At 54.2% G+C, this 18209-nt stretch carries 15 protein-coding genes; 12 read left to right on the forward strand and 3 right to left on the reverse strand.

Features of this window, described 5'->3' with window-relative positions; translation table 11 throughout:
• Positions 1-79: 79 nt before the first annotated feature.
• Together IM700_RS15205 and IM700_RS15210 are read left to right on the forward strand one after the other, a co-directional pair.
• Positions 80-832, forward strand: a complete 753-nt coding sequence (locus tag IM700_RS15205) for a tRNA threonylcarbamoyladenosine dehydratase (protein WP_155608735.1) — start codon at positions 80-82, stop codon at positions 830-832.
• A gap of 216 nt (positions 833-1048) precedes the next feature.
• Positions 1049-3211, forward strand: coding sequence for a HelD family protein (locus IM700_RS15210; protein ID WP_193416571.1), 2163 nt, complete (start codon positions 1049-1051; stop codon positions 3209-3211).
• 416 nt (positions 3212-3627) lie between these two features.
• Here IM700_RS15210 and IM700_RS23240 read toward each other — a convergent pair whose 3' ends face one another.
• A complete protein-coding gene (locus IM700_RS23240; protein WP_239483934.1) occupies positions 3628-4494 on the reverse strand; it encodes an HNH endonuclease in 867 nt (288 codons plus the stop codon).
• Between the two features lie 141 nt (positions 4495-4635).
• Positions 4636-4938: a CD3324 family protein gene (locus tag IM700_RS15220; protein ID WP_155605824.1), complete on the reverse strand. Its 303-nt coding sequence runs from the start codon at positions 4936-4938 to the stop codon at positions 4636-4638.
• 456 nt (positions 4939-5394) lie between these two features.
• Here IM700_RS15220 and IM700_RS15225 point away from each other — a divergent pair, with 456 nt between their 5' ends.
• Complete coding sequence (locus IM700_RS15225) at positions 5395-6708, forward strand: replication-associated recombination protein A (RefSeq protein ID WP_193416570.1); 1314 nt, start codon at positions 5395-5397, stop codon at positions 6706-6708.
• A 101-nt stretch (positions 6709-6809) separates the two neighbouring features.
• Here the strand turns inward: IM700_RS15225 and mnmA are convergent, their stop codons facing one another.
• A complete protein-coding gene (mnmA, locus tag IM700_RS15230) occupies positions 6810-7943 on the reverse strand; it encodes a tRNA 2-thiouridine(34) synthase MnmA (protein WP_193416569.1) in 1134 nt (377 codons plus the stop codon).
• A gap of 240 nt (positions 7944-8183) precedes the next feature.
• Here mnmA and cymR point away from each other — a divergent pair, with 240 nt between their 5' ends.
• The 9 genes from cymR (at position 8184) to IM700_RS15275 (ending at position 17949) form a co-directional block, all read left to right on the forward strand.
• A complete protein-coding gene (cymR, locus tag IM700_RS15235; RefSeq protein WP_068784637.1) occupies positions 8184-8603 on the forward strand; it encodes a cysteine metabolism transcriptional regulator CymR in 420 nt (139 codons plus the stop codon).
• Positions 8604-8736: 133 nt separating this feature from the next.
• Positions 8737-9888 (forward strand): cysteine desulfurase family protein, encoded by a 1152-nt coding sequence (locus tag IM700_RS15240; protein WP_193416568.1) that lies wholly within the window; start codon positions 8737-8739, stop codon positions 9886-9888.
• A 97-nt stretch (positions 9889-9985) separates the two neighbouring features.
• Positions 9986-10489, forward strand: coding sequence for a PRC-barrel domain-containing protein (locus tag IM700_RS15245; protein ID WP_155605820.1), 504 nt, complete (start codon positions 9986-9988; stop codon positions 10487-10489).
• Positions 10490-10520: 31 nt separating this feature from the next.
• A complete protein-coding gene (locus tag IM700_RS15250; protein WP_193416592.1) occupies positions 10521-10730 on the forward strand; it encodes a hypothetical protein in 210 nt (69 codons plus the stop codon).
• Between the two features lie 241 nt (positions 10731-10971).
• Positions 10972-12411 carry a PTS mannitol transporter subunit IIBC gene (locus IM700_RS15255; protein WP_155605818.1) on the forward strand — a complete coding sequence of 480 codons (1440 nt, stop codon included), beginning with the start codon at positions 10972-10974 and terminating at the stop codon, positions 12409-12411.
• Between the two features lie 81 nt (positions 12412-12492).
• The gene (locus IM700_RS15260) at positions 12493-14571 is read left to right on the forward strand and encodes a BglG family transcription antiterminator (protein ID WP_193416567.1); all 2079 of its coding nucleotides are present in this window, start codon (positions 12493-12495) and stop codon (positions 14569-14571) included.
• Positions 14572-14612: 41 nt separating this feature from the next.
• Complete coding sequence (locus IM700_RS15265; protein WP_193416566.1) at positions 14613-15050, forward strand: PTS mannitol transporter subunit IIA; 438 nt, start codon at positions 14613-14615, stop codon at positions 15048-15050.
• Positions 15047-16201, forward strand: coding sequence for a mannitol-1-phosphate 5-dehydrogenase (locus tag IM700_RS15270; protein WP_193416565.1), 1155 nt, complete (start codon positions 15047-15049; stop codon positions 16199-16201). The genes IM700_RS15265 and IM700_RS15270 overlap by 4 nt, the downstream gene beginning before the upstream one ends.
• A 680-nt stretch (positions 16202-16881) precedes the next feature.
• Positions 16882-17949 (forward strand): AI-2E family transporter, encoded by a 1068-nt coding sequence (locus IM700_RS15275; RefSeq protein WP_193416591.1) that lies wholly within the window; start codon positions 16882-16884, stop codon positions 17947-17949.
• Positions 17950-18209 lie beyond the last annotated feature (260 nt).

Below are 18209 nucleotides of genomic sequence, written 5' to 3' on the forward strand. Positions count from 1 at the left end.
AGCTGGAACAACTTGCTTCCAAGCCTAGATTTGTCCTATCATATATAAGATGTCAACCTATCGGGAGGTACACTAGACCATGCTTCATCAATTTTCGCGGACAGAACTCGCCATCGGGGCGGAGGGACTGGATATTCTTAAGAATAGCACGGTGGCCGTGCTCGGTATTGGCGGCGTAGGGGCGATGGCGGTCGAAGGGCTGGCCAGAACCGGGATCGGGCGGATCATCCTGATTGACAAGGACGTCGTCGATATCACGAACATCAACCGGCAAATTCATGCCTTGACGACGACGATCGGACAGAAGAAAGCTGATTTAATGTGCGATCGGGTCAAGCTGATCAACCCGGAGTGCGAAACGATCGCGCTGAATATGTTTTATACCGAAGAGACATACGAGGAACTGTTTAAACACGAGATTGATTACGTGCTGGACGCCTCGGATACGATCATTTACAAAATCCATCTGATCAAGGAATGTCTGAAGCGGAAGATCCCGATCTTGTCGAGTATGGGGGCCGCCAACAAAATGGACCCGACGAAATTCCAAGTCACGGATATCTCGAAAACCCATATGGATCCGATGGCTCGAGTGATTCGGACGAAATTGCGCGAGGACGGGATCAAGAAGGGCGTAAAGGTTGTCTTCTCAACCGAACCTCCGGTGAAGCCTCGCCAGGATGTCACGGAGAAAATCGCTCCGGCCGGCGCCAAAATCCGCAAGGCCAAGCAGCCGCCGGCCAGCAACTCGTTCGTGCCGCCGGTCGTTGGCTTGATCATGGTTAGCGTGGCGGTACGCGAATTGCTGGAACGCGGGAGCGTGCGCGCATGATTCAGGAGCTCGCCAAGAAGCTGAAGTGGGGCGCTTGAAGCGCCCATCGGATAAAGCATAGAGGAAGATGAGATCATGAAGACGCGGTCAGGGCGCCTAAGGCTAGCTGGATCCGCGTCTTTCTTTTTGAGAAAATTCGCCTTTTGGATGGAGGTAGTGGTATAATGAAACTCCTTTTGAGTCTGGAGTGCACAAAAACCTTAGGAGGTAACTGAAATGGATGATTTTCAAAGTGCCTATCAAGAAGAGAAGGCGCGGCTTGACCGCACCTTGGAAGAGATCGACCAGCAGCTTAAGCGACTGCGTTCGATTCCGGTGTACACCGGGCAGGACTTTACCGAACAACTTCTTGAAGAGAATCGGGAGAGCCAACGTAAACAGCTGGAGCAATCGATCCATGAACCGTATTTTGGGCGGCTGGATTTCGAGGAGCAGGGAAGAAGAAAAACGCCGCTTTATATCGGCAAGGTTGGCGTTGGCGACCAAGACGGAAAAGACCCCATCGTCATCGACTGGCGTGCGCCGGTGGCCAGCCTGTTCTACTCGTTTACCGGCGGGGATGATGCCTCTTATGTGGCGCCTGAGGGCTTGATCGAAGGCTTGGTCTATTTGAAGAGGAACATCGTGATCCGTAAAGGGATTTTGGACCGGGTCGTGGATACGTATAACCGCGACGGCGATGGCCCGGCTGTATCGGATGAGTTTCTTGTTTATCGCCTTGGCGAGAACAAGGACAACCGCTTGCGCGACATTGTCTCGACGATTCAGGCCGAGCAGGACCAAATTATCCGTGCGGCGAAAAATACGGCGCTGATTATCCAAGGCGTAGCCGGCAGCGGGAAAACAACCGTGGCGCTGCATCGGCTAGCTTTTTTGCTGTATCAGTATAAGGAGCAGATTAAAGCGGAACGGCTGGTCATTTTTGCGCCAAACCATATGTTTATCGATTATATTTCGGAAGTGTTGCCCGAGCTGGGAGTAGGAGACATCCAGCAGAGCACATTCAGCGATTGGGCGGCGAAGGTATTGGAGCTGGATGAGGTTCCGTCCGATGGTTCCGAGGCGTTGTCGCGGTGGTTTGACGGCGGGGCAAGGGGCGCGGAAACATGGCAGGATGCGGAGTTGCCTGGACGCTTTAAGGGTTCGATGGCGTTTAAGGAGATCATCGACGCGGCTGTGAGCACGCTCGAATCCGGCTGCGTGCCCGAAGGCGATTTCGAGCCTTGGGAAGGGGCGCGACTGCCGCGCAAAGAAATCCTGGTCTGGTTTGAAGGCGAATACCGCCACTATCCGGTGGCCCGCCGCAAGGAACGGGTGCTGGCACGCATTCATCGCTGGATCGAAATGGAGCTGAAGAAGGCGCCGTCGGCGGCTGCGCTCAAGGATCGGAAGAAAAAGGCCCAGCAACGGGAAAAAAGCTATGCCAAAAAGTGGCCGGAGCTTACGCCGCTCAACCTGTACCGGGAGTTGTTTGGCATTCGGAAGAGCAGCGGGACGGAAGGGATGGTTGATGTCTCGGACCGGATTCCGGCGGGCATTTGGAAGGATACGCAAGCTCGTTTGAAGAAAAATGCCGTTAAGGAAGAAGATCTGGCCGCCCTGTTGTACCTGTACACATTGATCAATGAGATCGACGGCAATCAGACCTTCGACCACGTCGTCATCGACGAGGCCCAGGACTTTGCTCCATTTCAGGTTCATGTGCTGGACCGTTTCGTTAAGGGGCATTCTTTTACGATTCTCGGGGATTTATCGCAGGGCATCCATTATTACAAGGGAGTGCGCCATTGGGATGAGATGAAGCAGTTATTCCGGCCGGACGAAACCGCTTATTTTGCGTTAACGCGCAGCTATCGATCGACGATGGAGATCATCCAATTCGCAAATGAGATTCTCGAGCGGGGCGTTGGGGCGGATTTGCTGGCTGTTCCGGTATTTCGCAGCGGGGAGCCGGTGCGGCTGCTGGAGGCGGATGGCGAGAAGCGGCTGGCGCTGATTCGGAAGGCGCTGGATAAGGTGCAGGGCGGTTCGTTCCGTACGGCGGCGGTATTAACCCGAACGATGCGGGAGGCGGAAGAGCTGTATGCCGCGTTAAGCGAAGGCGGGCTGGAAGCAAACCTGATTAACGGGGAGCTGACGCAATACGCCGGCGGCGTATCGGTGTTGCCGGTATACCTGTCGAAGGGACTGGAGTTCGATGCGGTGATCGTGACGGACGTGGATCAGGAGCATTATGGGCCTAAAGACGCCAAGCTGCTTTACGTCGGCTGCACCCGCGCGCTGCACGAGCTGTGGTTGTTGCATGGCGAGAGGCTGCCGGATTACGTCTCTGGCGATGAGGCGTCGGAGTATGCGGCTAAGGTGAGCTTGGAAGCTTAAGCTCACGGGCGTGAGGGATGGTGCTCAATAGGGGGTTGAGGTTTCCTTCACCATTATCCCTTTCATTAAGGTGAAGAGTGAAGGGGATCAGTTGCTGCAATATCCCTTTCGTTCAGGAGAGGGAATCATGCATGCACGCACTCGGGCTTCCCTTGGAAACCTGCCTAGGTACAACGCGATGTTTTACGGGGGCGGAAATGTATTCGATTTTTCATATATAACATACCGAAGATGGCGAAAAACCGAATTGTATTCGGTTTTTCGCATAGATTCAGGGCAAACGGCTCTAGCAGGTACGAATGTATATGAAATTTCATATATATTCGGTCAAAATCGCCAAAGCGGGCGGATTGTATTCGATTTTTCGAATAGAAGTGCACCAATAGGGTTGTTTGGAGCGCGTATTAAACGGAGCTTTACAGCGCGTCATCCTGCATAAAGTCGTCCAGCCACCGGTCGGCTTTACTCTGATTGCACAGGTTGCAGGCACATACGCAGTTGACCGGAGTCGTATGACCTCCCTTGGCCTTAGGCAACAGATGGTCGATCGTATCGCCGTATTCTCCGCAAAAGAAGCAAGTGTAGTTATCCCGCTTCAAAATATACTGGCGAAACGCCTTGTTGGTATACAAACGCCGGATGGTAAACGGATTGACGACGACTGCCATATGCTCGCGCACGAGCGTGACGGCCAGATCAAACTCGATCTCCTGCTGCCAGCGCCGACCTTTGTCGGTGCGTCCGCGCAGGCGGATCATGCCGTTCCGGTTCGGGCGCAGGGTCCGAACGTCGGGACCCTCGGCCTTCGGGGGCGGGGTAGGCAGCGCCCGCTTGATCCGCCGCTTGGGCAGCGCGGCGTCGGCGCTTAGCCGGCCCGCAGCCGCGGCCGGCGCCGCATTGGCGGCGCTTGCGCCGTCTTTCAAGGCCGCGACCTGTGCCGCGGCCTTTTTGCTGCGGCGCTTGCGCTTGCGTTTGCGCGCCGCCTTGGCCGTGCCGGCGGCGGCGCCCTCCGCGCCCGGCGGCACGCTTGGCGCCGCCGCGGCGGGCACTGCCGCTTGCGCCGCAAGTGCTGCGCCAGCGGGCTCGGGCACCGCGGCCTGGGTCGGCTGCTGCTTGCGCTGCGCCCGGCAGCTGCGGCAGGCGCCGCGGCGCGAGCCTTTGCCGGAGCGCTTGCCGGTGCGGCGCAGGAATTCGCCGAGCGGCTTCGCTTTGCCGCAATAGGCGCATATTTTTACCGCTTTCGCGGAGGTAGAAGCTTGATCGGGTTGCTGTTGCTGCGTCAAGGGGGTCACCTCAGTTTAGAATAGGCTACAAGTAGGATATGACTCCATTATACCTGATTCTACATAAATATAGCCAAGACCAGCCGGTCTTGGCTTATGGTTTATATTCAAATTTGTCATTGGATGATCCCTCATTGCCGGTTACTCGGTCACGGCTGCGGGTTGTCTTAGGCTGCGCATTTTGGTTAAAATTTTGCGGATGCTTTCATCGGAGAGGTGGAATCTTCCGGCTAAATCCCGAACCGTGCTCCCGGCGCGATAAAGGCGGAAAATCTCTTCGTTCCGCTTGGCGATGGAGATGCGGGATCCGCTCAGTTCTCCCCATAACGCCCTCGACCGTTCCGGTTTGGGAATGTACAGCAGCTCACCTTGAATATAGGTTTGGAGCTCCTGCAACAGCCTAGGGGGAAGAACATCCTTTCCATTTTTGTAATTCACGATCATGTACCTCCTTATTTCGTGGTCCGTCCTCAACTACTGTTACGACATAAGTCAACATGCTCGCTTCCCCCTTTCAAAATTTGATTTGGTCGTCGCTTCATCCTACCTTCTCGGTGTGGAAAAGCCGACTTTGTGACTTTTAATAAAGTCAAAATTTGGTTTTTACTGGATCTATCTTAACACAGGTATCGTCAAACATAAATAAGGGAGGCTGTTCCCAGCCCCCCGTTTTATTGCGGTGCCGCTTACGCGGCAGCCACCTCACTCACTGTAATCACTTCGATCAGCCCCCTTTCCCGTGATTCGTCGGCCCGACATCTATATTAACTCATATTTCCGGCCGCTGGAAAAGCGAAAGAACGACTATAAGTGTTTTTTACGTAAGGTATGCTAGAATAAGTTTGGGTTCATTCCATTTATCACGTTAATCATGCTAACGATCAAGGAAGTGACTTGAAGGTGGATTTGTTTTCTTTCAATCAGGAGCAAAGCCCGGCGGGGCGGCTGCTAGCCGACCGGATGCGGCCAACCTCCCTCGATGAATATATCGGACAGGAGCATATCGTTGGCCCGGGCAAGCTGCTGCGGCGAGCGATCGAAGCCGATCAGGTGTCCTCGATTTTGCTGTACGGCCCTCCGGGATGCGGCAAAACGACGCTTGCCCACATTATTTCCAACCATACTCAGGCGGAATTCGTTCGGTTAAACGCGGTGGATGCGTCGGTGAAGGACGTTCGCGAGGTCATCGAAAAGGCGCAGAACGACAAAGCTTTTTACGGCACGAAAACGATCCTGTTCCTGGATGAGGTCCATCGATTTAACAGTTCGAGACAGGATGCCTTGCTGCCGGCGGTGGAAAAAGGAACGATCATCTTCATCGGCGCAACGACGGAAAATCCGTTCCACTACGTCAACGGCGCCTTAATGAGCCGCTCCACGTTGTTCCAACTAGAATCGCTGACGAAAGAGCATTCGCTGATCGCGATGCGGCGGGCCTTGGCGGATCAAGAGAAAGGGCTTGGCTTCATGCCGCTGCAGGTCGACGAGGAGGCGCTGCTGCACATTGCCGCGATGGCTAACGGCGACATTCGGCGCGCGCTGAATGCCCTGGAGCTGGCCGCGATGACCACGCCGCCGCAATCGGACGGCACGGTGCATGTCACGCTTGAGGTGGCGGAGGAATCGATCCGTCGGCCGCTGGTCAAAGCGGACGAGTCGACGCAATACGACGTGTTGTCTGCGTTCCACAAGTCGATTCGCGGTTCCAGCGATGCGGCGGTATTCTGGTTCCTCTATGCCGTGGAGAAGCTGGGGATGGATCCGATGACCTTTATCCGCCGGTTGATCGCCGCCAGCAGCGAGGATATCGGCCTGGCTAATCCGCAAGCGCTGGTACAGGCGATCAGTGCTTTGGACGCTTACCGGAACAACGGTTGGCCCGAAGCGCGGCTAAACGTCGTTCAGGCGATCCTGTTTGCGGTCGAAAGCCCTAAATCGAACGGCGTCGTGGAAGCGATCGGGAACGCTATGGCAGCTATCGAGGAGGTCAAATCCGCCGAGGTTCCGCTGCATTTGCGCGATACCCACTATAAGGGAGCAGTGAAGCTCGGGCACGAGGGCTACAAATATCCGCATGATTACCCTGGTCATTATGTGCAGCAGGAATACCTGCCCGAACGCTTGGCTGGTCGTTCGTTCTACCATGCCACCGAGCAAGGGAACGAAGCGAAGATCAAACACAACCAAGAGCTGCGGCGCAGAAACGGCAAGTAAGTCGAGTGCATGAGTGTAAGTGCCATGTCTATACACGCAAAAAAAAGCGGGAGGTTCGGGTCTAATGTAGACGCCGTACCTCCCGCTTTATTTCTTCCTGCTTAAGCTTGCGCTGCCGCAGCCTCCGCCCGCAGTTTCGCCGGAGCTTCGATCGTGCCACCGCCCAGGCATTCCTCGCCTTGGTAGAACACGACGGCTTGGCCCGGGGTGATCGCCTTTTGCGGCTGATCGAACTCGACAAGTACGGTGCCGTCCAGCCGAGCTGTCAGCGTCACACCTTGGTCCGGCTGGCGATATCGGAACTTCGCCGTGCAGTGGAACGGACCTTCTGGTAGCTGGTCAGCCCCGGCGATCCAATTGACGCCAGAAGCGATCAGGGACGTCGAGTACAAGCTCGGGTGCTTGTCGCCTTGCACGACGTACAAAAGGTTGCGCTCCAGATCTTTGTCAGCGACGAACCACGGTTCGCCGGTACCGGAACCGCCGATGCCAAGGCCTTGCCGTTGGCCTAACGTATAGTACATCAGGCCATCGTGGCGGCCCTTGACTTCGCCGGTGACGATATCTACCATATCGCCGGATTTGGCCGGCAGGTAGTTGCTTAAGAATTCCTTGAAATTGCGTTCCCCAATGAAGCAGACGCCGGTACTGTCTTTCTTCTTAGCCGTATATAAACCGGCTTCTTCAGCAATTCGACGCACCTCCGGTTTCGGCAGGTGACCGATCGGGAACATGGCTTTGGATAACTGCTCCTGATTCAGGGCATTGAGGAAATAAGTTTGATCCTTGTTGTTGTCGACGCCTCGCAGCAGCTTGTACGTCCCGTTCTCTTCCACGACTCGTGCATAATGCCCAGTCGCAACGTAATCCGCGCCAAGATCCAGCGCTTTGTTGAGAAATTCGCCGAATTTGATTTCCCGGTTGCACATGACGTCGGGATTTGGCGTCCGGCCCCGCTTATATTCTTCGAGGAAATAGGCAAATACTTTATCGTAGTATTGCTTCTCGAAGTTCACGGTGTAGTAAGGGATATCGATCTGCTCGCAGACGCGGCGAACATCTTCGGCGTCCGCTTCGGCCGTGCAGTAGCCGAATTCGTCGGTATCATCCCAGTTTTTCATGAATATGCCGATGACATCGTAACCCTGCTGCTTCAGCAGGAGCGCGGTCACCGAGGAATCGACGCCGCCGGACATGCCGACGACGACGCGGGTTTCGCTGTTAGGCTTCGCCATGATTATCACTCCTTCGAGCGGCGTTCGCTCGCCGTTTATTTTACCATATTTGTTGCTTTATTTTCCAAAACACATATGATATGTTACGATAAGCACAGGGTAAAGATAGGAATAGGGAGGAATTCCCGGATTTGGGCACGGCTGTCGCGGAAGTACGCGGCGGATGGCCCGAGACTGTCTTTTTTAGGATCAAAGCTTAATTATATAAAGTTTACTCGAAAATTGAAAGAGGTGCCTTCTTTGAAGATTTCTACAAAAGGACGCTACGGATTGACCATTATGATGGAGCTCGCCGCCAAATTTGGCGAGGGGCCCACTTCTCTCAAAAGCATCGCCGAGAAAAACCAATTGTCCGAGCATTATCTGGAGCAATTGATCGCACCGCTGCGCAACGCCGGCTTGGTAAAGAGCGTACGCGGGGCTTACGGCGGCTATATTCTTTCCAAGGAAGCCAGTGAAATTACGGCTGGAGATATCATCCGCGTGTTGGAGGGGCCGATTTCCCCGGTGGACTTCACCGAGGAGGATGATCCGGCAAAACGCGATTTGTGGCTGCGCATCCGCGATAGTATCGCTGAAGTGCTGGATTCGACGACGCTGGAGAATCTGGTGAATTTCGAGGAGCACGGAGCCAAGGAAAATTACATGTTCTACATTTAATCTGCGAACCGACTTGTCATCATGAATGCGGTGGGATACAATCAACAAACGATTCGGTAGCCGTCCCGATCCCGGGGCGGTGATTTACGTTTTATACGTTAATAAAAAAAGTGATTTGGACAAGGTGAGAGCCATGAAGCATATCTATTTGGACCATGCCGCATCCACGCCGATCCATCCGGACGTTGCGGAAACGATGCTGAAGGTGATGCGGGGGCAACTCGGTAATGCATCCAGCGTTCATTTTTTTGGACGGGAAGCCAAACGTCTGGTGAACGGGGCGCGAGATTCGATTGCGGCTCGGATCGGCTGCCGTCCGGATGAACTGGTATTTACCGGCGGAGGGACGGAAAGCGATAACCTGGCGTTGTTTGGCACGGCATCTGCCCGCAAGGCGGACGGTCGCCATATCATCACGACCGCCATCGAGCACCATGCGGTGTTGCATTCCTGCGAACGTCTGGAGAAGGACGGGTTCGAGGTAACCTATTTGCCGGTGGATCGCTACGGTCAGGTGCATCCGGATCAGGTACGGGAAGCCATTCGTCCCGATACGATCCTGATTAGCGTGATGTACGGCAATAACGAGGTTGGAACGATTCAGCCGATTGCCGAAATCGGCGCCATCGCCAGGGAGCGGGGGATCGTCTTTCATGTGGACGCAGTGCAAGCGCTCGGTTCGCTGCCGATTTCCTGCCGCGAGCTTCCGGTCGACCTGATGAGCTTCTCTTCGCACAAAATCAACGGACCCCAAGGCGTCGGAGCTCTATATGTACGGAAGGATCTTCAGCTGGATCCGATCCAGCACGGCGGACTGCAAGAGAGAAAACGCCGGGCCGGTACGGAAAACATGGCCGGGATCGCCGGTTTTGCCAAAGCCGTTGAATTGGCCGCGGCGGAGCGAGAGGCTCGCACCGCGCATGATCGTCTGTTGATCCAGGAGCTGCTGTCCGCTTTGGAACAGCGGATCACCCGCGAAGCCTTCCATGTGAACGGCCACCCGAGCGATCGACTGCCGCATATCGTCAACCTCAGCTTTCCGGAAGTGGATTCGGAGACGATGTTGATGAATCTGGATATGGAAGGCATTGCCGCCTCCAGCGGCTCGGCGTGCACCTCGGGCTCCTTGGAGCCGTCGCACGTGCTGGAAGCGATGCATCTTCCGGCAAGTTTTTTGCGATCCGCGATTCGATTTAGTGTAGGATTGGGTAATACTAGGGAAGAAATTTCCGAAACTGCCGAAAAAATTGGAACCATCCTGGAACGACTTCGTAGAAGAAAATAATGGGCACCTTTTTGGGCTCAAATCGGCTTTTGCGGAGAGGAGGTATAGGATTTTCGGCACCGTATGAAATGCCCAAGCAGGGAGTGTCTTATTCAACATGAGAATGCAAGAAATGATTGGCCTGACCGTTTATGATGTGGAGCATGGCAAGCAGGTCGGGAAAGTCGTTGACATCCTCCTAAACCATGACTGGTCGATCGTCGGCATCCAGCTGGAGAATCGATTATTTTGGACTTCCGGTGTCAAGGCGGTAGGGTGGGACGATATCGTGGCTTACGGCGATGATGCTGTGATGATTCGTAATCAACAGGCTGTCCGCAAATGGGGAGCCGAGAACATACAGAACACCTTTTTAACGGGAAATGGGAAATTAAAAGAGCTGCCGGTCCTGACTGAGGACGGAATTCGTCTGGGTCATGTGACGGATGTTTATTTTGAGCATGAATTGGGAAACACAATTACTGGAATTGAAATTAGCGACGGGTTTTTCACCGATCTCATGGAAGGGCGCAAGCTGCTGCCTTTTTTGCCGGAAATGACCCGAGGGGAAAATGTGATCATGGTGCCCCTGGGCAGCGAACAGCTGCTTGAAAAGCCGTGAATTTTGTGGATGGATAGGTGATGGTTCTATGATGAAATGTCCAAATTGCAATTCCAAGGATATCGGGAAAATCGGCTCCCACCAGTTCTACTGCTGGGGTTGCTTTATTGAACTAACGGTGAACGGCGACAAAATGTCCGTATATCAAGTCGAGGAAGACGGTACGCTCAGCTCGCTGGACGATCTGTTCTTCGGCGAGGAAATGGTGCAGGACTTCTCGCAAATGCACGCTTCCTCGTAACAATATATTCCTGCTAGGCTTTGGAAATGCAAAAGCTGTCCCCATTTGATCGTGAAGGGGATGGCTTTTTTTGTATAGAGGAATCGCTCTTCAAATGTTGTCAACAATAATCATGACGAAACCGTGTTTTCATTTGATTGAGAAAGAAAGCGCTTTGATTTAGGATGAGTCTAGAAGCACGGTAATCCAACAAGTCAACGTTGTTGATGGTCCGTACATCATTCTAAGGGGGTTTCTCTTTATGGCTATAGCACAAACGAAAAAACCGTCTGCAGGATCAGGCGGAGCAAGGGTCAAGGTTCAGCAGTTCGGTCGTGCGCTCAGCGGGATGGTTATGCCGAACATCGGCGCATTTATCGCTTGGGGGTTAATCACCGCACTTTTCATTCCTACCGGCTGGATTCCAAGCGAATATCTCGCCAAGTTGGTTGATCCGATGATCAAATACTTGCTGCCGCTCCTGATTGGTTACACCGGCGGCAACATGGTACATGGCAAACGTGGTGCAGTAACGGCTGCGATCGTAACGATGGGGGTGATCGTCGGCAGCGATATTCCGATGTTCCTCGGCGCGATGATCGTGGGTCCGTTGTCCGCTTGGATCATCAAGCAGTTCGACAAATTGGTCGAAGGGAAGATCAAATCCGGTTTTGAAATGCTGGTAAATAACTTCTCGATCGGGATTTTTGGCGGCTTGATGGCTCTTGGAGCTTACAGCGGCATCGGTCCGGTCGTCACCGCGATTAGCAAAGGCTTGTCTTCGGGCGTTGACTTCCTGGTGGAGGCAAAATTGCTCCCACTGGTCAACCTCTTGATTGAACCAGGCAAGGTGTTGTTCCTGAACAATGCCATCAACCATGGTGTTATTACGCCGATCGCTTCGGAAGAAGCGCTGCGTGTCGGCAAATCGATGTTATACATGCTCGAATCGAACCCGGGTCCAGGTCTTGGCATCCTGCTGGCTTACTGGGTCTTCGGACGCGGCATGGTGAAACAATCGGCTCCAGGCGCAGTGGTGATCCACTTCCTGGGCGGGATTCACGAGATTTATTTCCCGTATATCTTGATGAAGCCGATCTTGATTCTGGCAGCCATTGCCGGTGGTGTGGCAGGTACGTTCACGTTCCAATTGACCGGTGCCGGTCTTGTAGGTTCTCCTTCTCCGGGTAGTATTTTCGCTTACTTCCTGATGACGCCGAAGGGCGGATATGTGCCGATGTTAAGCGGTGTAATCGTCGCAACGGTCGTTTCTTTCTTGATCGCTTCGCTACTGCTCAAGACGGGTAAACAAGACGAAGAGGATATGAACTTGGAAGAAGCATCGGCGAAAATGAAAGAGATGAAATCCGCAGGTTCGAAGAACCAGGTGGCAGCTCCTGCTGCTGTAGGCGGCGTGCAAAAAGAAACGGTGAACAAAATCGTGTTTGCTTGCGATGCGGGTATGGGTTCCAGCGCGATGGGCGCCTCGGTCCTGAGAAAGAAGATGCAGGATGCGGGCGTGAAGGTGACTGTCGTCAATTCAGCTGTTAGTGAGATCCCTAGCGACGCAGATATCGTTATTACGCAAAAAACGCTGACGGACCGCGCCATCGCGAACAAACCGGATGCGGAACATATCTCCATTGATAATTTCTTGAAGAGTCCCAAATACGATGAACTGGTCGAACGGCTGAAGGGCTAAGTAGCGCCGGTTACGATGCGGGGGCAGAACACTGGCGATTAGTCGCCGGTGTTTTGCGTCTATATTAGGGAGAGACTTGATATGAGGAAAATGACCGCAAGACAAAAGCAGATCCTCATCCTCCTCCTCGGGCGCAAGAACGGGATGACCGCTGCGGAAATCGCCGCGGAGATTAACGTCAGCGTCAGAACGGTCCACCGGGAACTGGACGAGATTGAAAAAATCCTGGCCTATTTCGGATTGATCCTGCACCGTAAGTCCGGTACCGGAATTTCTGTTTGGAGTAATGCGGCAGATAGCGAGGAAGGTGAGAAGCTTCAGGAAGCCAGGCGTTTGCTGCTGGTGGATAAGCCTAGTGACTACTCGGGAGAGGAGCGGCAGCTCTTGTTGATTTGCCGCTTGCTGGAGGAGCAGGAGCCATGCAAGTTGTTTACATTAGCTCATAGCCTGAAAGTCACGGTAGCAACGATCAGCAGCGATTTGGATGAGGTAGAGCCTTGGACCCGACGCTTCGGACTGGAGCTGGTCCGCCGCCGGGGCTACGGCGTCGAGTTGATCGGTGATGAGCGGGAGATACGCGAGGCCTTATGCCAATTGGCAGCCGATCACCTGGATTACTCGGATCTGATCGGGGGATCGCCGGAAAGTCAAGTCTCCTCAGCTACTGCGAGGCTGCTGGAGGTCGTCGGCACACACAACCTGATGACGGTGGAGAATACGCTATGGGCCATGAATTGGAATTGGACGGAACATTTGTCCGAAAATGCCTACACTCAGCTGTTGATCCATCTCTCCGTTTCGGTGAATCGGATCAACGCGGGGAGATTCGTAAACGGTTTGAACAACTCTGGCAAGGTGGCCTCCACCGGGGGCGGAGAGCAAGACGCAGCTGAGACGGCCCGCTTTGCGCTACGTTTGGCCGACAAGCTCACGCTTACGTTCCCACCGGAGGAAATCACCTATATGAACGGGTTGTTCAGCCAGGCCAAGGAAGCCTCTCCTGAGCTGGTTCAAGCGGATTTAGAACTGGTTGATACCGTATACCGACTAACGGAGAACGTCGTCAAGCGAACCGGCATCCCGTTTCAGGAGGACCGCCTGCTGCATAGCGGCTTACTTGAGCATATGGGCCCGGCGTTTAAGCGGATTCGCGAAGGCTCTCGCATCCGCAACCCGCTGCTAGGCGCTATCCGCAAGGATTACGAGGAGCTGTTCGGCATCGTGCGGGAGGCGATGAACGACAGCGCAGCCGGCCTGGACGTGCCGGATGAAGAGATCGGCTTCCTGGTGATGCATTTCGGCGCTTCGATCGAACGGTTGAATCAGCTAGGCCGCAACGTGCGGGCTATCTTGGTTTGCTCAAGCGGGCTGAGCTCCTCCAAACTGTTAGCTACGCGGCTCGCCAAGGAGATGCCGCAGATCGAAGTGCTGGGCAACGTCTCATGGTATGAAGCCAAGAGGCTTCCAGAGTCTGATTATGATTTAATGATTTCGACGATCGATCTGCCTCTTCCAGAGGATCGTTACGTCAAATTGAGCCCGCTGCTCACGGACGAGGACAGCGAGCGGTTACTGGAGTACGTGCAGCATACGACGCTGAGGGCTCGTAAGCCGGCATCCGAGCCGGAATCCGCCAGGACCAGGGCCTTTGATAAGGTACGGTCATTGTCGATGGCTCTTAACGAAGTTGTTAGCCTGCTGGATCAATTCGACGTGAGTACCCTGAGTAACCGAGGGTATTCGCTTCGAGAGACGGTCACGGCGGCACTGGAGGAGATAAACCAATCATTCGTTCCGCCTTCCGTATCCGACGTTCCGGCCGTAGCCGACCGTTTACTGGAACGGGAGAAAATGGCCAGTCAAGTTATTCCGGGTACTTCGCTTGCATTGTTTCATACGCGAACCCGGTTTGTGAATACCCGTTCGCTGGCTTTGTTCCGGCTGGAGGAGCCAGTACTGCTTGAAGGAGGGACGAAAGTAGGCGCCCTGTTATTCATGCTTGCGCCGCGCGAGCTGTCGCGTGAGAGCTTAGAGGTACTTAGTGAAATCAGCGCGTTGCTGCTGAAGCCGGAGCTGGTAGAACTGCTGGAAACAGGCGAGCGTCAGGAAATCCGAAACTTTTTGGCGACTGAACTGTTGGTTTATTTTGAACATTTGTAAATCCGGAAGATAGAAAATCAGTGGAAAGGGAGAGAACAATCATGAAATTACTGTCTAAAGAGAAAATTATATTAAATGGAAAAGCCAACGATAAATACGAGGCCATTCGAATGGCCGGGAAGCTGCTGGTTGACGCCGGTCACGTTACGGAGGAATACGTCGACAAAATGGTCGAGCGCGAAGAGATCGTCTCCACTTATATGGGCGGCGGCCTCGCGATCCCGCACGGAACCAAGGAGGCCAAAAGCCTGATTTCCTCGACAGGACTGTCGGTTGTTCGCTTCCCTGAGGGCGTTGACTTCGGCGGCGATGAGCCGGCCTTTATCGTGATCGGCATTGCTGCTGCCGGCGGGGATCATATGGAGGTCCTCACTAACGTCGCTATGGTGTTCACGGAGGAATCCAATTTGGAGCGAATCATGAACGCACGGACGGAAGAGGAGATTGCGAAAATTCTGGAAGGGGGCATGGAAGCATGAAGGCGGTCCATTTCGGCGCAGGTAACATCGGAAGAGGATTCATCGGCTTATTGCTGTCTCGCTCTGGTTACGAGGTTTGCTTCGTGGATGTCAACGAGAAGCTCGTCTCGGAGCTGGCCCGGCGTAATGAATATCCCGTCACGCTGGCCAGCGATCAGCGGGAAACCGTCACTGTAAGCGGTGTGACGGCGATCAACAGCATGAACGATCCCGTTGCCGCCGCTCGGGCGTTAGCCGAAGCGGATCTGGTGACGACGGCGGTTGGGGTTTCGGTGTTGAAGCATATCTCCGGTACGATCGCCCAAGGGCTGATGCTGCGGAAAACCAATGAAGCGGTATCCCCACTTCATGTCATCGCCTGCGAGAACGCCATCGGCGGCAGCTCCCAGCTTAAGGAGCATGTCTATGCCCAACTGGACGAGGCAACGCGGCAGTGGGCCGACAGTCATGTAGCGTTCCCCGATGCGGCGGTCGACCGGATCGTTCCGCTGCAGCAGCATGAGGATCCGCTGCAGGTCGTTGTGGAACCTTTTTACGAATGGGCGGTGGATCAGTCCCAAATGTTCGAAGGCTTTCACCGGGTCGAGGGAGTGCACTATGTTGACCGGTTGGAGCCTTATATCGAACGCAAGTTGTTTACCGTAAATACCGGCCATTGCTCGGCCGCTTACATGGGATACCTGCAAGGCCATGCCACGATTCAGGAAGCCATGAACGATGAGAAGGTCGTTCATCATGTACGTGCCGTCCTCTCGGAGACCGGGGCGGTGCTTGTGGCGAAACATGGGTTTTCGTCAGCCGAGCATCAGGCATATATCGATACGACTCTGGAGCGTTTCGCCAATCCGGCGCTGACGGACGAGGTTTCGCGGGTCGGCCGTTCACCGATCCGCAAGCTGTCCGCCGGCGACCGGCTGGTCTCCCCGGCGACGCAGGCGTATGAACGGGAGTTTGGATACGGCTACCTGGCGCTGACGATGGCGATGGCGCTCCGTTTCGAGTCTCCGGACGATCCGGAAGCCGCGGAACTGCAAGCGTCGCTGAAAGAAGTCGGCGCTTCGCAGACCTTGGCCAAATACACCGGCCTCGACGCCGAGCACCCGATCCACCAAGCGGCGCTGGCGCATTATGAGGAATTGAAGAGCCGCTGAGCGGAAATTAGTAGGGGATTAGCTTATTCAACGCATGTAAATAATGACCTCGGGCCGCTCTTGTCCGCCTCAGGTTCGTTATTTATTTTGAGCAGCCCTGACGCATCTGCAATATAAGATGCGTCAGGGCTTTTTCGGTTTGCACGCGCGGCTAACGGCTAACGGACCTAGGGGACGTTATTGGCCGCGAGAACCGTACCATTGAAACCTAACGGACTGAGATGACCTTATTCCAGCGGAATTGTCTCGGTTGGCTGCATTTGCGGCTAAATAACGGCTGCTGAGTCCGTTACATCGGGAAATAGTCGGGAAATGACTCAATAACGTCTCTCAGGTCCGTTAGGAGTAAGAGGTCCACAGAGAAAGCACTCGAAGAGCGCAAAAGGCCAGAGGGAGAAATGATTCTGGAGAAACGCTAGTGGTCGCCTTTGCGAGCGGATTTCTACATCGTATGAATCTAGTCCAGTCAGAGAAATCCGCGAGCAACAGCGATCGGAAGAACATTTCACCCGTCGGCCCCTCAGCGCTCTTCTAATCTTTTTCCAGTTACCGGTTCTCGTCATCCCACACATCTCCGGCCCTTCGCAGCCACCCTCTCATAAATCTCCCTCTCCAGGCAAATACTGATCTATACGATTAACCGCCGCAAAGGGGGAGGAGGCATGGAGCCGATGGAACCGATGGAACCGATCGCCAAAAGCAAGCTGTTCCGATATGGCGTCTGGGTGCTGCTAGGGCTGGTCATCTTGTTTTTCGTGTGGCAGCTGCGCCCGATGTTTGCGCTCGTTTATGGATTTCTCAAAGCGGTGTTCGCTCCGTTCGTGATCGCCATTATCATCTCTTATGTCTTGAATCCGATCGTTCGCATGCTCGGCGGGCGCAAGGTGCCGCGGACGATGGCCGTATTGTTGATTTACGCGGTATTCCTGACCGGCCTTTCGGTGGTGCTCATGAACGTGATCCCGATGTTCGTCGAACAGCTGGAGGAACTCGGGGAGCATTTGCCGGAGCTGACCATCCACACCCAGCAAATGATGAACCGTTGGGACAACGGCATTTTGCCCGGGAGCATCCGCATGGGGATGAACAACTGGTTTTATCAATTCGAAAACCGGCTGGCAAGTTCGATTTCCGGCTTTTTAGACAATATCGGGACAACGATCGGCGTGGTATTTAATGCGTTCATTATTCCATTTCTGATCTTCTACATGCTGAAGGACATCGAGCTGATTGAACGGCTGATGCTGCAGTACCTGCCGCGTTCGCGGCGCAAGTCGATCATGACGTTGCTGAAGGAAATCGACATGGCCTTGGGCAACTACGTTCGGGGGCAACTCCTGGTTTGCATCATCATCGGCGTGCTGGCCTACATCGGCTATATGCTTATCGGAATGCCGTTTGCTCTGCTGCTAGCGGGAGTGGTCGCTGTTTGCAATATCATACCTTACCTGGGCCCGTTTCTCGGGGCAGCGCCGGCCTTGATCATGGCGACAACGATTTCGTGGAAAATGGTCCTGTTTGTCCTGCTCGTCAATATGCTCTGCCAAATGATCGAAAGTAACGTCATCTCCCCGCAAGTCGTGGGGCGGAGCTTGCATATGCACCCCATGCTGATTATTCTGGCGCTCCTGATCGGCGGGGAACTGGCGGGGGTGCCCGGGCTGATTTTTGCTGTGCCGTTTTTTGCCGTGGTGAAGGTGATTATCCAGCATTTCTATACTTATTACGTTCGGCGCAAAGCGATGTGAATATGGCGCATTGACATGGCGTAACCCGCCTTATATACTTAAAATGTTATGTGCAAAATCTAAAAAACGTTGATGAAATCAAGTACGTTCGGCAAGCGGATTTGCCAGAGAAGGGTTCCGCTGCAAGCGGCGTCCCGCAAGGGAAGCCAAGGCGGCGGCTGAGAGAACCTGAAATCTCGCGCGGACGGAAAGCTAATTTCGGAGTGTGAGCTCTAAATTCACCGGCAGGTCCCCGTTACCGGGCCGACGAGGCGATCGCT

Origin of the sequence: Paenibacillus rhizolycopersici (genome assembly GCF_014947195.2) — a bacterium.
In the GTDB taxonomy this organism is placed as follows: domain Bacteria; phylum Bacillota; class Bacilli; order Paenibacillales; family Paenibacillaceae; genus Fontibacillus; species Fontibacillus rhizolycopersici.

Excerpts from the sequence above, each read along its gene's own strand:
- IM700_RS15245 (WP_155605820.1), top strand. The coding sequence starts at position 9,986 with ATGAGAATGCAAGAAATGATTGGCCTGACCGTTTATGATGTGGAGCAT.
- IM700_RS15255 (WP_155605818.1), top strand. The coding sequence starts at position 10,972 with ATGGCTATAGCACAAACGAAAAAACCGTCTGCAGGATCAGGCGGAGCA.
- IM700_RS15210 (WP_193416571.1), top strand. The coding sequence starts at position 1,049 with ATGGATGATTTTCAAAGTGCCTATCAAGAAGAGAAGGCGCGGCTTGAC.
- IM700_RS15265 (WP_193416566.1), top strand. The coding sequence starts at position 14,613 with ATGAAATTACTGTCTAAAGAGAAAATTATATTAAATGGAAAAGCCAAC.
- mnmA (WP_193416569.1), bottom strand. The coding sequence starts at position 7,943 with ATGGCGAAGCCTAACAGCGAAACCCGCGTCGTCGTCGGCATGTCCGGC.
- IM700_RS15275 (WP_193416591.1), top strand. The coding sequence starts at position 16,882 with ATGGAACCGATCGCCAAAAGCAAGCTGTTCCGATATGGCGTCTGGGTG.
- IM700_RS15220 (WP_155605824.1), bottom strand. The coding sequence starts at position 4,938 with ATGATCGTGAATTACAAAAATGGAAAGGATGTTCTTCCCCCTAGGCTG.
- IM700_RS15205 (WP_155608735.1), top strand. The coding sequence starts at position 80 with ATGCTTCATCAATTTTCGCGGACAGAACTCGCCATCGGGGCGGAGGGA.
- IM700_RS15270 (WP_193416565.1), top strand. The coding sequence starts at position 15,047 with ATGAAGGCGGTCCATTTCGGCGCAGGTAACATCGGAAGAGGATTCATC.
- IM700_RS15240 (WP_193416568.1), top strand. The coding sequence starts at position 8,737 with ATGAAGCATATCTATTTGGACCATGCCGCATCCACGCCGATCCATCCG.
- IM700_RS15260 (WP_193416567.1), top strand. The coding sequence starts at position 12,493 with ATGAGGAAAATGACCGCAAGACAAAAGCAGATCCTCATCCTCCTCCTC.
- IM700_RS15250 (WP_193416592.1), top strand. The coding sequence starts at position 10,521 with ATGAAATGTCCAAATTGCAATTCCAAGGATATCGGGAAAATCGGCTCC.